Origin of the sequence: Yoonia maritima (assembly GCF_043641945.1) — a bacterium.
Classification (GTDB): domain Bacteria; phylum Pseudomonadota; class Alphaproteobacteria; order Rhodobacterales; family Rhodobacteraceae; genus Yoonia; species Yoonia maritima_B.
Genome location: NZ_JBHZRX010000003.1, coordinates 229,047 through 244,570, shown reverse-complemented (window position 1 = coordinate 244,570; position 15,524 = coordinate 229,047). Strand labels below are relative to the sequence as shown.

Annotated in this window: 17 protein-coding genes; 10 read left to right on the top strand and 7 right to left on the bottom strand. The window is 55.6% G+C overall.

Features of this window, described 5'->3' with window-relative positions; all coding sequences use genetic code 11:
- Positions 1–6: 6 nt before the first annotated feature.
- Both ACHUEV_RS07810 and recO read left to right on the top strand, forming a co-directional pair.
- Positions 7–333, top strand: a complete 327-nt coding sequence (locus tag ACHUEV_RS07810) for a DUF1491 family protein (RefSeq protein ID WP_394178631.1) — start codon at positions 7–9, stop codon at positions 331–333.
- 267 nt (positions 334–600) lie between these two features.
- Positions 601–1,326, top strand: a complete 726-nt coding sequence (gene recO, locus ACHUEV_RS07805; protein WP_394179255.1) for a DNA repair protein RecO — start codon at positions 601–603, stop codon at positions 1,324–1,326.
- Here recO and ACHUEV_RS07800 read toward each other — a convergent pair.
- The 4 genes from ACHUEV_RS07800 to ACHUEV_RS07785 all read right to left on the bottom strand — a co-directional run bounded on the left by ACHUEV_RS07800 (position 1,323) and on the right by ACHUEV_RS07785 (position 5,104).
- A complete protein-coding gene (locus ACHUEV_RS07800) occupies positions 1,323–2,351 on the bottom strand; it encodes an SDR family oxidoreductase (protein WP_394178629.1) in 1,029 nt (342 codons plus the stop codon). The genes recO and ACHUEV_RS07800 overlap by 4 nt on opposite strands.
- Before the next feature lie 153 nt (positions 2,352–2,504).
- Complete coding sequence (gene pcaF, locus ACHUEV_RS07795) at positions 2,505–3,707, bottom strand: 3-oxoadipyl-CoA thiolase (protein ID WP_394178627.1); 1,203 nt, start codon at positions 3,705–3,707, stop codon at positions 2,505–2,507.
- A 9-nt stretch (positions 3,708–3,716) separates the two neighbouring features.
- A complete protein-coding gene (locus ACHUEV_RS07790) occupies positions 3,717–4,400 on the bottom strand; it encodes a 3-oxoacid CoA-transferase subunit B (protein ID WP_394178625.1) in 684 nt (227 codons plus the stop codon).
- A complete protein-coding gene (locus tag ACHUEV_RS07785; RefSeq protein WP_106746035.1) occupies positions 4,397–5,104 on the bottom strand; it encodes a 3-oxoacid CoA-transferase subunit A in 708 nt (235 codons plus the stop codon). Before ACHUEV_RS07785 ends, ACHUEV_RS07790 begins: the two co-directional genes overlap by 4 nt.
- Before the next feature lie 107 nt (positions 5,105–5,211).
- Here ACHUEV_RS07785 and ACHUEV_RS07780 point away from each other — a divergent pair, with 107 nt between their 5' ends.
- Positions 5,212–5,970: an IclR family transcriptional regulator domain-containing protein gene (locus ACHUEV_RS07780; RefSeq protein WP_394178623.1), complete on the top strand. Its 759-nt coding sequence runs from the start codon at positions 5,212–5,214 to the stop codon at positions 5,968–5,970.
- Here ACHUEV_RS07780 and ACHUEV_RS07775 read toward each other — a convergent pair.
- Positions 5,967–7,652 (bottom strand): acyl-CoA dehydrogenase family protein, encoded by a 1,686-nt coding sequence (locus ACHUEV_RS07775; protein ID WP_394178621.1) that lies wholly within the window; start codon positions 7,650–7,652, stop codon positions 5,967–5,969. The genes ACHUEV_RS07780 and ACHUEV_RS07775 overlap by 4 nt on opposite strands.
- 147 nt (positions 7,653–7,799) lie before the next feature.
- Between ACHUEV_RS07775 and ACHUEV_RS07770 the strand changes: the two genes are divergently transcribed.
- Positions 7,800–8,570 carry a sulfite exporter TauE/SafE family protein gene (locus ACHUEV_RS07770; RefSeq protein ID WP_394178619.1) on the top strand — a complete coding sequence of 257 codons (771 nt, stop codon included), beginning with the start codon at positions 7,800–7,802 and terminating at the stop codon, positions 8,568–8,570.
- 8 nt (positions 8,571–8,578) lie between these two features.
- Here the strand turns inward: ACHUEV_RS07770 and ACHUEV_RS07765 are convergent, their stop codons facing one another.
- Both ACHUEV_RS07765 and ACHUEV_RS07760 read right to left on the bottom strand, forming a co-directional pair.
- A complete protein-coding gene (locus ACHUEV_RS07765) occupies positions 8,579–9,115 on the bottom strand; it encodes a DUF3859 domain-containing protein (RefSeq protein WP_394178617.1) in 537 nt (178 codons plus the stop codon).
- A 60-nt stretch (positions 9,116–9,175) separates the two neighbouring features.
- On the bottom strand, positions 9,176–10,774 hold the full coding sequence (locus ACHUEV_RS07760) for a phosphoenolpyruvate carboxykinase (RefSeq protein ID WP_394178615.1): 1,599 nt from the start codon (positions 10,772–10,774) through the stop codon (positions 9,176–9,178).
- 300 nt (positions 10,775–11,074) lie between these two features.
- Between ACHUEV_RS07760 and ACHUEV_RS07755 the strand changes: the two genes are divergently transcribed.
- Genes ACHUEV_RS07755 through ACHUEV_RS07730 form a run of 6 tightly spaced genes read left to right on the top strand, consistent with a single transcriptional unit; the run spans position 11,075 to position 15,496 of the window.
- Positions 11,075–11,776, top strand: coding sequence for a response regulator transcription factor (locus ACHUEV_RS07755; protein ID WP_394178613.1), 702 nt, complete (start codon positions 11,075–11,077; stop codon positions 11,774–11,776).
- A gap of 3 nt (positions 11,777–11,779) precedes the next feature.
- The gene (locus ACHUEV_RS07750) at positions 11,780–13,504 is read left to right on the top strand and encodes an ATP-binding protein (RefSeq protein ID WP_394178611.1); all 1,725 of its coding nucleotides are present in this window, start codon (positions 11,780–11,782) and stop codon (positions 13,502–13,504) included.
- Positions 13,505–13,927, top strand: coding sequence for an HPr kinase/phosphorylase (locus ACHUEV_RS07745; protein ID WP_394178609.1), 423 nt, complete (start codon positions 13,505–13,507; stop codon positions 13,925–13,927).
- A complete protein-coding gene (gene rapZ / locus ACHUEV_RS07740) occupies positions 13,924–14,838 on the top strand; it encodes an RNase adapter RapZ (RefSeq protein ID WP_394178607.1) in 915 nt (304 codons plus the stop codon). The genes ACHUEV_RS07745 and rapZ overlap by 4 nt, the downstream gene beginning before the upstream one ends.
- On the top strand, positions 14,835–15,230 hold the full coding sequence (locus ACHUEV_RS07735; protein ID WP_394178605.1) for a PTS sugar transporter subunit IIA: 396 nt from the start codon (positions 14,835–14,837) through the stop codon (positions 15,228–15,230). The genes rapZ and ACHUEV_RS07735 overlap by 4 nt, the downstream gene beginning before the upstream one ends.
- Positions 15,227–15,496, top strand: a complete 270-nt coding sequence (locus ACHUEV_RS07730) for an HPr family phosphocarrier protein (RefSeq protein WP_394178603.1) — start codon at positions 15,227–15,229, stop codon at positions 15,494–15,496. The genes ACHUEV_RS07735 and ACHUEV_RS07730 overlap by 4 nt, the downstream gene beginning before the upstream one ends.
- Positions 15,497–15,524 lie beyond the last annotated feature (28 nt).

Sequence of the window (15,524 nt, the reverse complement as noted above, 5' to 3'; positions counted from 1 at the left end):
AAACTGATGCGGCTGACAGCAGACATCTGGGTGTCGGCCTATCTGACACGACTACGCTTGCTGGATATCCCTGCCTTCGTCGTTGCTCGCGGTGACAGTACCGCCGGGGCGGTTCTGATCAAGCTGAACACGCTGGACGGGCAGGCGTCATGCTATCAACGTAGCTTTGACCTGCTGACGGGTGAACGCAAATGGGTTGTCTTGACCGAGGGTGATGAGGCGGCCGTCGATAGCTCTATCAGCAAGCAACGTGGGTTTGATCCTGACCTATGGGTGATCGAAGTTGAGGACCGGCAGGGCCGTCACTTGTTGGATGAACCGGGTTTAGAATAACTTTCTTGCCTCCGGCGGGAGTATTTTAGGCAAGATGATGTTTGGCGGCATCGTCGTAACAGGTTGTTAAGTACCTTTTGCTACAAAGACAGCGCGGTACAGGCTGGAGAGCCGATGGCCGTGCAAGGTGATGGGGCGCATGCCTTTCACATGGGCAAGATGGTCGTTCGTATCATCTTGCCTAAGATACTCCCGCCGGAGGCGGCCGAGGCTTGCAATTTTGTGGCTTGGCGTCTGATATGGCGAAATGGTCCGGATATTACCCCAATGATCGAATGGCGCGATGAGGCGGCGTTGCTGGCTGCGCGACCTTTTGGCGAAACCTCTGTTATTATTGAGGTGTTTAGCGCGGCCCATGGTCTGCATGCCGGCGTGGTGCGCGGTGGGACCAGTCGTAAGGTTGCCCCAACATTACAGCCCGGTGCGCAGCTTTCGGTGGCTTGGAAGGCGCGGCTGGACAGTCATTTAGGGTCATTCACGGTTGAACCTATCCGTAGCCGCGCTGCGGTCGCTATGGGGGATCGGCTTGCGTTGGCGGGGTTGAACGCGGTGTGCGCCATACTTGTGCTCGTTTTGCCAGAGCGGGAACCGCACTCTGAACTTTATGAGCGGACGATTAGCTTGCTGGATTTGTTGGGGCAGTCTGAGCTTTGGCCGCTGGCCTATCTTCGGTGGGAACAGGCGCTGCTAGAGGAAATGGGATTTGGGATGGATTTGTCGGCCTGCGCCGTGCGCGGAACGAACGAAGAGCTGGTATATGTGTCTCCCAAATCTGGGCGCGCGGTAAGCCGTCAGGCGGCGGGCGAATGGGCGGATCGGTTACTGCCACTTCCGCCTGTATTGGCGGGGCAGGGCGACGCCACAAATGAAGAGATCGTCATTGCGTTGCGGACGACAGGGTATTTCCTTGAACATCGGTTGGTAAAGTCGATGGGTGACCGTCCGGTGCCTTCGGCGCGTGCGCGGTTGATCGAGGCGATTGCCCGTACCTAAATCAGGTTATTGTCGATGAGATGCGCGGCGGTTTCGACCACGCTTTTGGGCGTTTGTCGCATCCCGCGCCCTAGTGTTTTCATGGCACGGCTGTTGTCGATCTTTTCGATGCGTCCTAGCGACGGGACAATCTGCCTGATTGCGGGATCAAATATGCCCAGTAGCCGAACAACGAAATCAGGGGCCGTTCGCGTAACCACCCGACGCTGGGGGTAGGCTGCTTTGATCGCTTTGGCCATTTCGGCGAACATGATAAATCGGTCCACTGTCATGATCCGTTGGCCGAAGGTTTCGGTGTTTTGGATTGCGTGCACGTGCATTTCCGCCACGTCGCGGACATCGACAGCAGTGAAGCCGAAGTTGGGAAGCATGGGGTCTTTGGCGCGTAGAATTCGTTCGATGACCTGCACCGATGTGCCAAATTTATTGTCCAGTGGCGGGCCAACTACGAAACCGGGGTTGATGATCGTGAGCTTCATTTCTGGCGCGTGGTCGCGGACGTAGTCCCAAGCGGCCAGTTCTGCCAGTGTTTTTGACTTTGTGTAGGGCGTGATGTCGGCGTCGTCTGGGTTGGTCCAATTCGTTTCGCTATAGGCTGTATCACCCGGAGGGAGCGCGGATCCGTTGATCGCCGCAGTGGACGATGTCATGATGACCCGTTTGATGCCCGCGTTGTTGGCAGCTTTTAGCGCCCGTACTGCCCCATCAACAGCTGGCCGGATCAGGTCGTTTTCGTCTTTGGGTTGGACCATCGGAAACGGTGATGCCGTGTGCAGTACAGTGTCGATCCCGGCCATCGCATCGGCCCAATTGTCATCACTGTTCAGATCGAGCGCGGCAAATGTAAGTCGCTGGTCGAGGTTGTCGGTATCCGACAAATGCGCTGCAATCGCATCGTTGACCTCAGCGCTGCGGGCAATATCCCGGACGGTGCCGCGAACATGATAGCCTGCTTCAAGAAGTTGGAGTGCAATGTGTTTGGCAATGTATCCGGACGCGCCGGTGAGCAGAACAGTTTTGGGCACAATACGCTCCGACATAATCAGGGGCGGTCCAAGAATGACCTCTCTGGTAGAAGTATCCGGTTCACGCTTTGCAGGCTATGTGCATTTGTCGAATTGGCTCGACCTGCGTCAAAGATGCAACCCCAAGGTGTTTTGGGGCTGCATTTCGCTTAGTTAGACTCTTTCCAGTGCCACGGCGATACCTTGCCCGACGCCGATACACATCGTCGCCAGTGCGTATTTGCCGCCGGTTCGTTGCATTTGTAGGGCCGCCGTTCCTGCGATCCTTGCGCCGGACATGCCCAACGGGTGACCTAGTGCGATGGCGCCGCCGTTCGGGTTTACCCGCGCATCGTCATCGGCAATGCCAAGGGCGCGCAGCGTGGCGAGACCCTGTGATGCGAAGGCCTCGTTCAGCTCGATTACGTCGAATGCATCAGCGTTTAGCCCAAGCCGTGCCATCAGTTTTTGCGACGCTGGGGCAGGGCCAAAGCCCATGATCCGCGGCGCAACGCCGGCGCTTGCGCCGCCCATGACGCGTGCGATTGGTGTCAGCCCATGGCGTTTGATTGCGGCCTCGTTCGCGATGATCAGCGCGGCTGCCCCATCATTTACGCCGGACGCGTTACCTGCGGTCACTGACCCGCCTTCGCGGAATGGCGCGCGCAGTTTGGCCAATGCTTCGGCTGTGGTTTGTGGGCGTGGATGTTCATCTGTGTCGACAACAACCGCTTCACCCTTGCGCTGTGGGATGGTCACTGGTGTGATTTCTTGTGCTAGCGTACCGTTTTCCATCGCGACCCCTGCCTTTTGCTGGGAACGCAGCGCAAAGGCGTCTTGGTCTTCGCGCGACACGTTGAAATCTTCGGCCACGTTTTCTGCAGTTTCTGGCATTGAATCGACGCCGTATTGCGATTTCATCAGCGGGTTCACGAAGCGCCAGCCGATAGTGGTGTCGTGGATTTCGTTCGCGCGGGAATAGGCGCTTGTCGCTTTGGGCATTACAAATGGTGCGCGGCTCATGCTTTCGACGCCGCCCGCGATGATCATGTCAGCCTCGCCTGCTTTAATGCTGCGTGCGGCCAAAATCAGCGCGTCCATGCCGGACCCGCAGAGGCGGTTTACCGTTGACCCCGGTACGGTTTCGGGCAGGCCTGCCAATAGGGCGGACATGCGTGCGACGTTGCGGTTGTCTTCGCCTGCTTGGTTGGCGCAGCCAAAGTAGACCTCGTCTACGGTCGCCCAGTCGATGTCGTGGCGCGCCATGAGTGCGCGCAGCGGTATGGCACCAAGGTCGTCAGCGCGGACAGGGGCAAGCGCCCCGCCAAAGCGCCCGATAGGCGTGCGGATGTAGTCACAGATATATGCTTGGGTCATTGTGATACCTTACAGTTCAGGGACGATCAGATCGCCCACGGTGTCTGTTGTGTGCAGCGTTGCGCCGGTCAGTGCTTGGAGATCGTCGAGCGAAATCGCAGGCAGCTTTTCACGCAGGACAAAGTGACCGTCTTCGATGTCGACAACGGCAAGCGATGTGTAAACACGTGTCACGCAGCCAACGCCAGTCAGCGGCAGTGAGCACTTTGAAACCAGTTTGGGATCGCCCTTTTTGGTCAGGTGATCTGTGATGACCGCGACGCGTTTTGCGCCGTGCACAAGATCCATCGCACCGCCAACAGCAGGAACGCCGCCACGACCAGTGGACCAGTTCGCAAGGTCACCCGTTTCGGCAACTTCATAAGCGCCAAGGATTGCTACATCCAAGTGCCCACCGCGTACCATCGCAAAGCTGTCTGCGTGGTGAAAGAACGATGCGCCGGGGTTTAGCGTGACCGCTTTTTTGCCAGCGTTGATCAGGTCCCAGTCTTCTTCGCCGGGTGCAGGTGGTGCGCCGAAATCAAGGATGCCGTTTTCAGTGTGATAGATCGCTTGGCAGCCTTCGCGTTGATAGCGGGCAACCATTTCCGGGAACCCAATACCAAGGTTCACATAGGCCCCATCGTCGATGTCTTGTGCGGCACGCCATGCGATTTGCGCGTTGCTTAGTTTGATGTCGTCGATCTGGGTCATGGGTATACCGCCTCTGCGAGGTTAAGCACTTCTTCTTGGGCTGGGTTTTGCACCTCGATCACGCCGTTCACAAAGATGCCGGGGGTGATCACGGTTTCGGGGTCGATTGCACCGGGTTGGGTCAATTCACTGACCTGAACGATGGTGTTTTTCGCGGCCATACACATGAGCGGGCCAAAGTTGCGGCCTGCCTTGTTGTAGGTCAGGTTGCCGTGGGTATCGCCGCGTTCGGCTTTGACCAAAGCAAAGTCCGCCTTAAGCCAACGTTCTTGCACATATGACCGCCCTTCGAATTCTTCGACTGGCTTACCTTCGGCCAATTCGGTTCCGAAACTGGTGGGGGTGTAGAACGCCGGGATGCCAGCACCACCCGCACGAATGCGTTCGGCAAGCGTACCTTGGGGTACGATTTCGAGCTCGATCTTGCCCGCAAGGTAACGTTCGGTGAACGCGCGAGGGTCTTTGGAACGCGGGAAAGAGCAGACCATTTTCGCGACCATGTCTTGTTCGATCATCGCGGCAATGCCGATATGGCCGTTGCCTGCGTTGTTATTGATCACAGTCAGGTTGCGTGGGCGGTGATCGATCAGCGCGTGGATCAGTTCGATTGGCGCGCCAGAGCCGCCGAAGCCGCCGATCATGATCGTCGCCCCATCGGGGATAACCGACACAGCGTCGGCGAGTGAATGTAGTGTCTTGTCCATTGGAACCTCTTGGCAGGGATGGAAAGAAACTACGCCCTAGGCATGACAGGCCAATCTAAAACGTGCGTATTGTGATTTTTGTTCACAATGTGATACAGGCCGTTCGCATGGTAAACCGGACGGACTTTATATCGTCATTCGCTAAGGGATTAAGGGTGATCGAGGCGTTCAGCGCTGAAACCCCTCGCCTTTCGGTGGCAGAGGCGGCGGCCAATGCGGGGCTGGATCGCGCGACGGCGCGTCGTTGTTTGTTGACGTTAAACGAACTTGGCTATGCCGATTATGATGGGAAATTTTTTCAACTGACCCCACGCGTGTTGCGGTTGGGGATGGGCGCGTTGGCCGCACTGCCATTGCCGCAGATCGTGCAGCCGTGGCTGGATCAGCTATCGCAGCAAACCGGGCAATCGTCGTCTGTTGCGCTGCTGGACGAAACAGAGATTGTCTATGTTGCGCGTGCTGCACAGACCCGCGTTATGTCGATTGGGTTGATGCCCGGTTCGCGCTTGCCAGCGCATTGCACGTCGATGGGGCGGGTGCTGTTGGCTGCTTTGCCAGAGGAGGAGGCACGCGCCCTGATCGAGCAAGGCGACCTAACGCCACGCACCGCGACCAGCCTGACCGACCCGGCTGATGTGATGGCCCGTTTGGATCAGGTACGTCGTGATGGATACGCGTTGATCGACCAAGAGGTCGAGATGGGCTTGCGGTCTATCGCTGTTCCCGTCCGCAATACGCGTGGGCAAACAGTTGCGGCGCTGAATATCGGGGTAGCCGCAGTGCAGGCAGAAGTCGATGATCTGGTCACCGCCTATCTGCCGCTATTGCAAAAGGTGCAGGCTGGCCTGCAACGCGTCCTGAATTAATCCAGTACCCGACGCGCAATAACCTGTGCCTGAATTTCGGCAGCACCTTCAAAGATGTTCAGGATACGTGCGTCACACAGGATACGGCTGACCTTGTATTCAAGCGCAAAGCCGTTGCCGCCGTGGATTTGCAGCGCGTTATCTGCGCAAGCCCATGCGATCCGCGCACCAAGCAACTTCGCCATACCAGCCTCTAGGTCGCAGCGGCGGTCATTGTCTTTTTCGGCGGCGCTGAAATAGGTCAGTTGGCGGGCGATCATGATCTCAACGGCCATCATGGCCAGCTTGCCTGACACACGTGGGAACTCGATGAGCGATTTTCCAAACTGCTTGCGGTCTTGGGCGTACTGCATGCCGACATCCAGCGCCGATTGCGCGACACCAATGGCGCGGGCCGCGGTTTGAATGCGCGCGCTTTCGAACGTCTGCATCAATTGCTTGAACCCTTTGCCAGTTTCACCGCCAAGCAGGTTTTCGCCTTTGACCTTGAAACCGTCAAAGCCAAGTTCGTATTCTTTCATCCCGCGATAGCCAAGAACCTCGATCTCGCCGCCGGTCATGCCGGGGGTTGGGAATGGGTCTTCGTCGGTGCCGGGTGTCTTTTCTGCAAGGAACATGGACAGGCCGCGATAGTCGGTCGTGTCTGGGTTGGTACGGGCCAACAGCGTCATCACGTGGGTACGTGCAGCGTGGGTGATCCACGTCTTATTGCCGGTGACTTCCCAGTCGTCGCCCTTTTTGACCGCGCGGGTACGTAGTGAACCAAGGTCAGACCCAGTGTTAGGCTCTGTAAAGACGGCTGTTGGCAGGATTTCGGCGCTGGCGATGCCGGGCAACCAATGTTGTTTTTGTTCTTCGGTGCCGCCGCAAAGGATCAGCTCGGCCGCGATTTCGGACCGGGTGCCAAGGCTACCAACACCGATATAACCGCGCGACAGTTCTTCGGACACAACGCACATGGATGCTTTGGACAGGCCAAAGCCGCCGTATTCTTCGGGGATGGTCAGGCCGAAAACGCCCATCTCGGCCATCTCTTCGATGATTTCGATCGGGATTAGTTCGTCTTTTAGGTGCCAGTCGTGGGCGTATGGTTCGACCTTATCAACGCTAAAGCGGCGGAACTGTTCGCGGATCATTTCGAGTTCATCATCAAGGCCAGTCGCCCCGACGGTCACATTCGCAGACTGTTCTTGCATCAGTTCGACTAGCCGCGTGCGTGCAGCTTGGGTGTTGCCTGATTGCGTGAGGGTCATCACTTCGGGCAGCATCAGTGCGCGCATTTCGTCTTGGGTCAGGCCGATATCCTGAAGGCGCAGGATCTCGCCTTGGCTCATCGGGATGCCGCCGTAAATCTGCCAGAGGTATTCACCAAATGCGATCTGGTGGATCAGCTGTTCGACCTCTCCGAATTTACCGTCCGCTTGCAAGCGAGTCGCCCAGTTTTGCATTTGTTGCAGGGACTGGGCGTAGGTTGCCAGCCACGCCAGCCCATGGGCGGCGGTTTGGTTTTCTTCAATCAGACGAGCAGAAACGCGGTCACCGTCTGTAACGGTCTCGCGGACTGCGGCTTTGGCGCGTGTCACTACATAGTCGACGGCAGGAAGCGCGACATCGCATAGCTGCAATAGATCGGCCAGAATTGGGTTGCTGGTCTGTGTCATGTCCTGTCCATCATGTGGCATCCGTCGATTCCCCTTAGTTTGCAGGTGCAGAGATAATATGTTTGCAGTTGCAGCGCAATATTAATTCACAAACGTATTACTTTTGGAACGAAAGTGTCGTAACGAAATTGGGGCTGTCAGTCGGTTAGGAACGGCGTATGCACAGGTATGTTTGACTTGCTTGATATCCTCCCGCTGTCGTTATTGATCTTTGCTTGCGCCGTGACATTGCTTGGTGGCTTTGTAAAAGGGGCTGTCGGTTTTGCGATGCCATTGATCATGATTTCCGGCATGGGGATTTTGATCGAACCACAAATTGTTGTGGCCGGTGTGATCATTCCGATTGTGGTTACGAACGGAATGCAGGTCGCCCGTGCGGGCTTAGGGTCTGCATGGGACAGTCTAAAGGAACATTGGCGTTATGTGCTTGTGGTCTGCGTGATGATCCTCGTTTCGGCGCAGTTTCTACGCAGCATTCCAGCGAATGCGATGTTCATCGTGCTAGGCGTGCCGGTTGTCGGGTTATGTGCGATCCAGTTGGTGGGATGGCACCCCCGTATCCCCCCAAAGCATCGACGCGTTTTCGAATGGGGTGCTGGTGCAGTGTCGGGCGCGCTGGGCGGTTTGGCCGGCACATGGGGCCCGCCGACGGTTCTATATCTACTCGCGCTTGATACGCCTCGTGCCCGTCAAATGGCCGTGCAGGGAGTCATCTATGGGCTGGGGTCTGTGATGCTGTTTCTTGGGCATCTGCGGTCCGGCGTGTTGAATGCCCAGACGTGGCAATTGTCGGCGTTGCTTGTGTTGCCTGCGATTGCCGGGATGTGGTTGGGATTCAAATTAGGTGATCGGTTTGACCAAGAACGGTTCCGCCGCGCGACGCTTTGGGTGTTGGTGCTTGCTGGTGCAAACCTGATCCGTCGGGGGCTCGTGGGTTAAAACCCACCCTACGAAAGCAGGTCGATGTATCCGCAAGCTGCTGCCAGTTCGGGCAGGCGTTCGGGGGCAACGACCTCAAAAGTGACAGCGTAAAGCGGTTTGCCGTTTCGTAGCGCTGTCATCGTCCAAGTGCCGGGCTGAAGTTCGTAGCCATAGTCAAATTGATAGAACGAAATTGACGGATCGATCCCGCTGATACGTGTTCCAAAGCTTTGCATTGTTGTGCCCGCGTCGCCCATTGGCGGATGGGTGATTGCGATCGTCACGCCTTCTAGGCCTTCTTCGCGTCGCGCGAGTGATTTCACCCCAAATCCGACGCCGTAGGCTGCTGGTACGATCTGACTATTGGAAACAAAAGGTGGGGATTCGTCGATGATGTGTGTGGCGCCCGCAAGCGTATTTGGCGCAGGTTTTACGCTAATCGGGTCAGGTGGGCAGACAATTCCAATTTCGATGGATGTGATTTCTGAACTGACCATGTCGGGGTCAGCGCTTCCGAGTGTCGGCACGAGTATCAAAAGAAAAAAGGTCAGCCAATGTTTCATGGGCTGACCTTAGCGTAGGTAATTCTTTGACGTAAGGTGGATTGAAATCCACCCTACAGATTAGCCGATGGCGGCTGATTTCACGTCGTCGTCAATGAACGGAACGTATTTTTCAAAGTTGTCGCTGAACATCTGTACAAGCTTTGTTGCCTGCGTGTCGTAGGCTTCTTTGTCTGCCCAAGTATTGCGTGGGTTCAGCAGTGCGTTATCGACCCCATCCACTGCGACAGGAACGTCGAAGCCAAAGTTTGGATCTTTGTGGAAGGTGCCTTCGGACAGTGACCCGTCAAGTGCAGCCGCGAGCAGGGCACGTGTTGCTTTGATTGGCATCCGTGATCCGGTGCCATATGCGCCCCCAGTCCAGCCAGTGTTTACCAACCAACAGGTCGCGCCATGGCTTGCGATTTTGCTGCGCAATAGGTTGCCGTACACTTCTGGACGACGCGGCATGAAGGGCGCACCAAAGCAGGTGCTGAATGTTGGCTCTGGCTCTGTTACGCCTTGTTCGGTGCCTGCGACCTTGGACGTAAAGCCCGACAGGAAGTGGTACATCGCCTGCGCTGGTGTCAGTCGCGCGATCGGAGGCAGCACGCCGAATGCATCACATGTCAGCATGATGATGTTCTTTGGGTGGCCGCCAAGCGCAGTATCAGACGCGTTTGAGATGTAGTTCAACGGGTACGCGCAACGCATGTTGGCGGTCAGGCTGTCATCTTCGAAATCAAGTTCGAGCGTTTCTTCATCAAAGACCATGTTTTCAATAACCGTGTGCGGCATTGAACATGTTGCGTAGATTTCAGGCTCTGCCTTTGGATCGAGGCCGATGGTTTTCGCGTAGCAGCCGCCTTCGAAGTTGAAAGTACCCCGGTCGGACCAGCCGTGTTCGTCATCGCCGATTAGAACGCGTGATGGATCTGCAGAAAGCGTGGTTTTACCTGTGCCGGACAGACCAAAGAAGATCGCCGTATCGACAGGGTTGCCCGGCGCGTGGTTCGCAGAACAGTGCATTGGCATGATGTCTTTTTCTGGCAGCAGGTAGTTTAGCAGCGTGAACACAGACTTCTTGTTCTCGCCTGCGTATTCAGTCCCGCCGATCAGGATCAGCTTTGCCTCTAGGTTCAGCGCGATCACTGTTTCAGAACGGCAGCCATGCTTTGCCGGGTCCGCCTTGAAGCTTGGGCAGTTGATAATCGTGAACTCTGGGACGAATGTTTCGAGCTCGGACGCATCAGGGCGTCGCAGCAGATGACGGATAAACAGCCCGTGCCAAGTCAGTTCGGTCACAACGCGCACATCAAGACGGTGCTCAGGGTCTGCGCCGCCGAACAGGTCTTGGACGTTATAAGTGCCACCCTTCATGTGCTCTAGCATGTCATTGTAGAGTGCGTCGAATTTGGCTGGGTCCATTGGCGGGTTGTTTTCCCACCAGATTTTGTCTTCGACGGATGGTGTGCGAACAACAAATTTGTCTTTCGGCGACCGGCCAGTGTGCTTGCCCGTCGTCACCAGGAAAGTGCCACCTTTGCCGTTCACGCCTTCGCCAGCGGCGACTGCGGCTTTTTGCAATTCATCTTCAGAGCGGTTGTAATATACATAACCCAGCCCTTTGATGCCTTGATCTTCAAGTTTCATCGATGGGTTGACCGCACCTTGGTCCATGGGTTCGCTCCTTAAATGATATGGCCGGAATGGCCTGCGATAGAGTTCATTAACACCAAGTTTTCGCGGCCGGATAGCCCGCGTTGCCACAGTTAGCGCAACCATTCGCATGTTAGCGCAACCAGTAGCGCTATCTTTTTGAAAGCCCGTGAAATGTTAGCGGGCAAACATGCAAAACGGCACCAATTACGGCAATAATGTGGCGATGCGCTAGTTTGGGATTGATTCGCCTGACTAAAAGGATGAAAACAACTAGACTAAACCAACCGCCACAGACGCGACCACGAAGGAAACAGCTATATGTCCAGAATTGCATTGGTCGATGACGATCGTAATATCCTGACTTCCGTGTCTATGACGCTAGAGGCCGAGGGATTTGAGGTTGAGACCTATAACGACGGTCAATCTGCGCTTGAGGCGTTTAACAAACGTATGCCTGATATGGCTGTTCTAGATATCAAAATGCCACGTATGGATGGTATGGATCTGTTGCAGCGCCTTCGCCAGAAGACGTCGATGCCAGTGATCTTTCTGACGTCGAAAGACGACGAAATTGACGAGGTGCTGGGCCTTCGGATGGGTGCAGATGACTACGTCAAAAAGCCGTTTTCGCAGCGTTTGCTTGTTGAGCGTATTCGGGCGCTTCTTCGTCGCCAAGACGCTATTGCTGGCGAAGAGATTGAAGAAACTGAAGAAACAAAGGTCATGGTTCGTGGCGAACTTGTGATGGATCCACTGCGCCACGCGGTGAAGTGGAAAGGCCGCGATGTTTCCCTGACCGTGACAGAATTCCTGCTGCTTCAGGCGCTGGCCCAACGTCCAGGTTTCGTAAAAAGCCGCGACCAATTGATGGACGTCGCTTATGACGACCAAGTTTATGTAGATGACCGTACCATCGACAGCCACATTAAGCGGCTGCGTAAGAAGATGCGTAACACCGATAACGAGTTTTCAGCGATCGAAACGCTCTATGGTATCGGGTATCGCTACAACGAAGAGTAAGGCATGACCGCCGCACCCAAGATTGACGTCCGAGACCTGCAGTCCGTACGTGCGGCTGCGCGCGATCCTGATCTTGTTCTTGGTGATGATTGGATACTCCCGGATTCCGAAGCTGAAGTCGCTGCGCCTCGGCGCGGTTTACTCGCGCTGCGAAGCTCACCGATCGCGCGGAAAATTGTCACAATCAACCTGATCGCAATGATTCTGCTGATCGCTGGTGTTCTGTATATGAACCCATCGCGCGACCATCTCGCGTACCAACGCGCTCGCGGCCTCGTGAACGAGGCCCGTTTGATTTCAGATGTGTTTGAGGCACAGCTACCAACCTCCGCACCCGTGAATTTCGTCACTGCCGATGGAATAGACCCTGCCGAAACACTGGCTGGCCTAAGCTTGCGTGGTGGAGTCGAAGTGTCGGTCTATTCTCTGGATGCGACACTAGTTGCGACCGCAAAAGGTAGCTTGAACGCGGCGCAAGTTGCTGAACTGGAAGATCATGCCGGAGGTACGGTGCTGACCGATTTCTTGGGCAAGATCTGGAACGCGCTTGCAGCGATCGGTGCTTACAGAGGTGAGATACTGACGCCGGAACAACAGCTACTTGCATTGTCGCAGGAAAATGTTCGTCAGGCTATTGAACGCGGAACACACCTAGAAACCACGACGATTGGTGGCGCAACGAACTTCATCGTCACGACACCTATTATGCATAACGACGGAGCCGTAGGCGTAATTGCGGTTAAGACTGCTGCAGGTGAGGTTGATAGTCTTGTTCAGCGTGAGCGCGAACAGGTTCTGCGCCTGTTTTTGGTCGCGATACTTGTGAGCATCGGGCTTAGCCTTGTTCTCGCGTCGACTATTGCGAACCCGCTCGCTGATCTAGCGACCGCTGCGGAGGCGAGTCATGATAGAAATGCTCGCAAAATGTCGCCGGGTAAAGTGCGCATTCCTGATCTAACTGCCCGGCCCGACGAAATTGGGCGTCTTTCAGGCGCGTTGCGTGGCATGGTTGCTGCGCTGTACGAGCGTATCGAAGGCAACGAGCAGTTCGCGGCAGACGTTGCTCACGAGATTAAGAACCCACTTGCCTCATTGCGGTCGGCGGTTGGGACTATGCCGTTTGCAAAGCGCGAGGATCAGCGCCAACGTCTCATGGAAGTCATCGACCATGACGTAAAAAGGCTCGACCGGCTAGTCAGCGATATTTCTAATGCCTCACGCCTAGACAGTGAGTTGGTGAAGGAAGAAGAGCAAGCCTTTGACCTTATCAAGATGCTTCACAACATTATCGAGTTCCTTGGCAAGGACGCGAGAGGCAAGGGTATTGATTTTGTTGCCGACCTTCCCGACGAGACAATCCATGTCAGGGGATTGGAAGGCCGATTGGCACAGGTATTCGTTAACTTGATCACGAACGCTATTTCGTTTTGTGAGGATGGCGATGCGATCCGGGTCTGGGCGCGCAAGCGTGACAATCGTGTCCTTGTAGTGGTCGAAGATACTGGCCCAGGAATTCCTGACGATGCTTTAAGCAAAATCTTCCAGCGCTTCTATTCGGAACGCCCCGAAGGTCAGTTTGGGAATAACTCTGGCCTTGGTCTGGCGATTTCTAAACAGATCGTTGAGGCGCATGATGGCGTGATCTGGGCCGAAAACATCCGCCCGACAGATACTGATCCAAAGTCAGAGCCGCTGGGTGCGCGTTTTGTCGTTGGGCTTCCTGCGTAAGTGGAACAGCAGACTGTTCATGCTTCTTGTGTCGCATGGGGCGACGCTGCCGTCCTTATCACTGGCGCGTCAGGTTCAGGTAAATCATCGGTCGCGCTGCAATTGATGGCGTATGGGTGTGATTTGGTCGCTGATGATCGCGTTGTTTTAGAACGTGATGGCCCAAAACTCATCGCGCGCTGCCCAGACACGATCTCTGGATTGGTGGAGGCACGAGGCGTCGGCATCTTGAATGCGGGTTCGGTTCCGCAGGCGCATGTGGAGCTTGTTGTCGATCTGAACGAGGCCGAACAGGAAAGGTTGCCAAAAAGGCGCTATGTTGAAGTGTGCGGACTCCAGACCCCCTTGATTCATCGGGTAGCAGGTGATCACTTTGTGCCAGCAATCCTGCAAGTGTTGAAAGCAGGTTGGAGTAACCGATGACGCCGCAATCCCCACAGGCACAACAGCCTTCGCCTGCCATCGTATTGGTGACGGGTCCTTCTGGTGCTGGACGTTCTACCGCAATTAGGTCGCTTGAGGATCTGGGGTTCGAAGTAATCGACAATCTTCCGCTTTCGCTGTTGCCGCGACTGCTTGAGGGGCCGCCGCCTAGTCGTCCGCTCGCGTTGGGGCTAGACGTTCGAAACCGCGATTTTAGTGCGAATGCGCTTATTGAGACGATCGATCAGCTTGCGTCGCGTCCTGATCGCGCCGCGCAGGTGCTTTATCTAGACGCTGACGAAGAAGAATTGGTTCGGCGCTATTCCGAAACGCGGCGTCGCCATCCGTTGGCTCCTGCTGGTACGCCATTGGCTGGCATCGCACGCGAGCGTGAGTTGTTAAGCCCCGTTCGGGCACGTGCTGACGTGCTAGTCGATACGACAGGACTGTCACCACATGACTTGCGGGCAGAGATCGAACGGTGGTTCGCGCCAAGTGATGGCCGGCAATTAGGCGTTACGATACATTCATTTTCCTACAAACGCGGCCTGCCGCGTGGTATGGATATTGTGATTGATTGCAGATTTCTGCGAAATCCACACTGGGAAGAGAAATTGCGCCCACTGGATGGTCGCGATGCGGCTGTTGCAGAATACGTTGCGGCTGATCCGCGGTTCAAAGAGTTCTTTGCCAGAATGAAATCACTGGTTGATCTGCTGTTGCCTGCCCACAAGGAAGAGGGCAAATCGCACCTCTCGATTGGGTTTGGGTGTACAGGAGGGCAACACCGTTCGGTCGCTGTGACCGAACAACTTGCATCTGCTCTTGCGAAAGACGGGTGGCATGTGTCTAAACGGCACCGAGAGATGGAACGGCGCGATGCGCTGGGTAACAAGGGACACCAGGTTTGATTGGTATTGTCATTGTGGCACATGGCGGGCTAGCGCAGGAATATCTTGCTGCGGTTGAGCATGTCGTTGGTGAACAGACGGGCGTGATCAGTATTGCCATTGGCCCCGAGGACGACCGCGCCGCCAAACAAGCCGAAATCTGTGATGCTGCCGATGCGGTGGATACGGGCGACGGCGTTGTTATCGTGACAGACATGTTTGGTGGATCACCTTCAAATCTATCGCTACGGGCGTGCAGCCCCGAGAATCGCCGTATTTTATACGGTGCCAATCTTCCCATGCTTATTAAGCTTGCCAAGTCGCGTCGCCGCACAGTTCCTGATGCGGTCGAGGCTGCGATCACTGCTGCGCATAAATATATTAACAGCCACAATGGCGGATCTCACGCATGACAACATGCCGACTAAAAATCGAAAACATTAAGGGCCTGCACGCGCGTGCATCAGCCAAGCTGGTTGAACTGGTAGAACAATTTGACGCCGAAGCGACCGTCAGTAAAGATGGTGAAAGCGCAAGTGGTGATAGCATAATGGGTCTTTTGATGCTTGCCGCATCAATCGGGACTTATATCGATGTTGAAACGCGTGGCCCGCAGGCTGATGCTCTTTGTGCTGCAATCACTGACTTGGTCGCTGACAAGTTCGGCGAAGGGAGCTAACGGTCATTTCATATTGGCCCGATAGGAA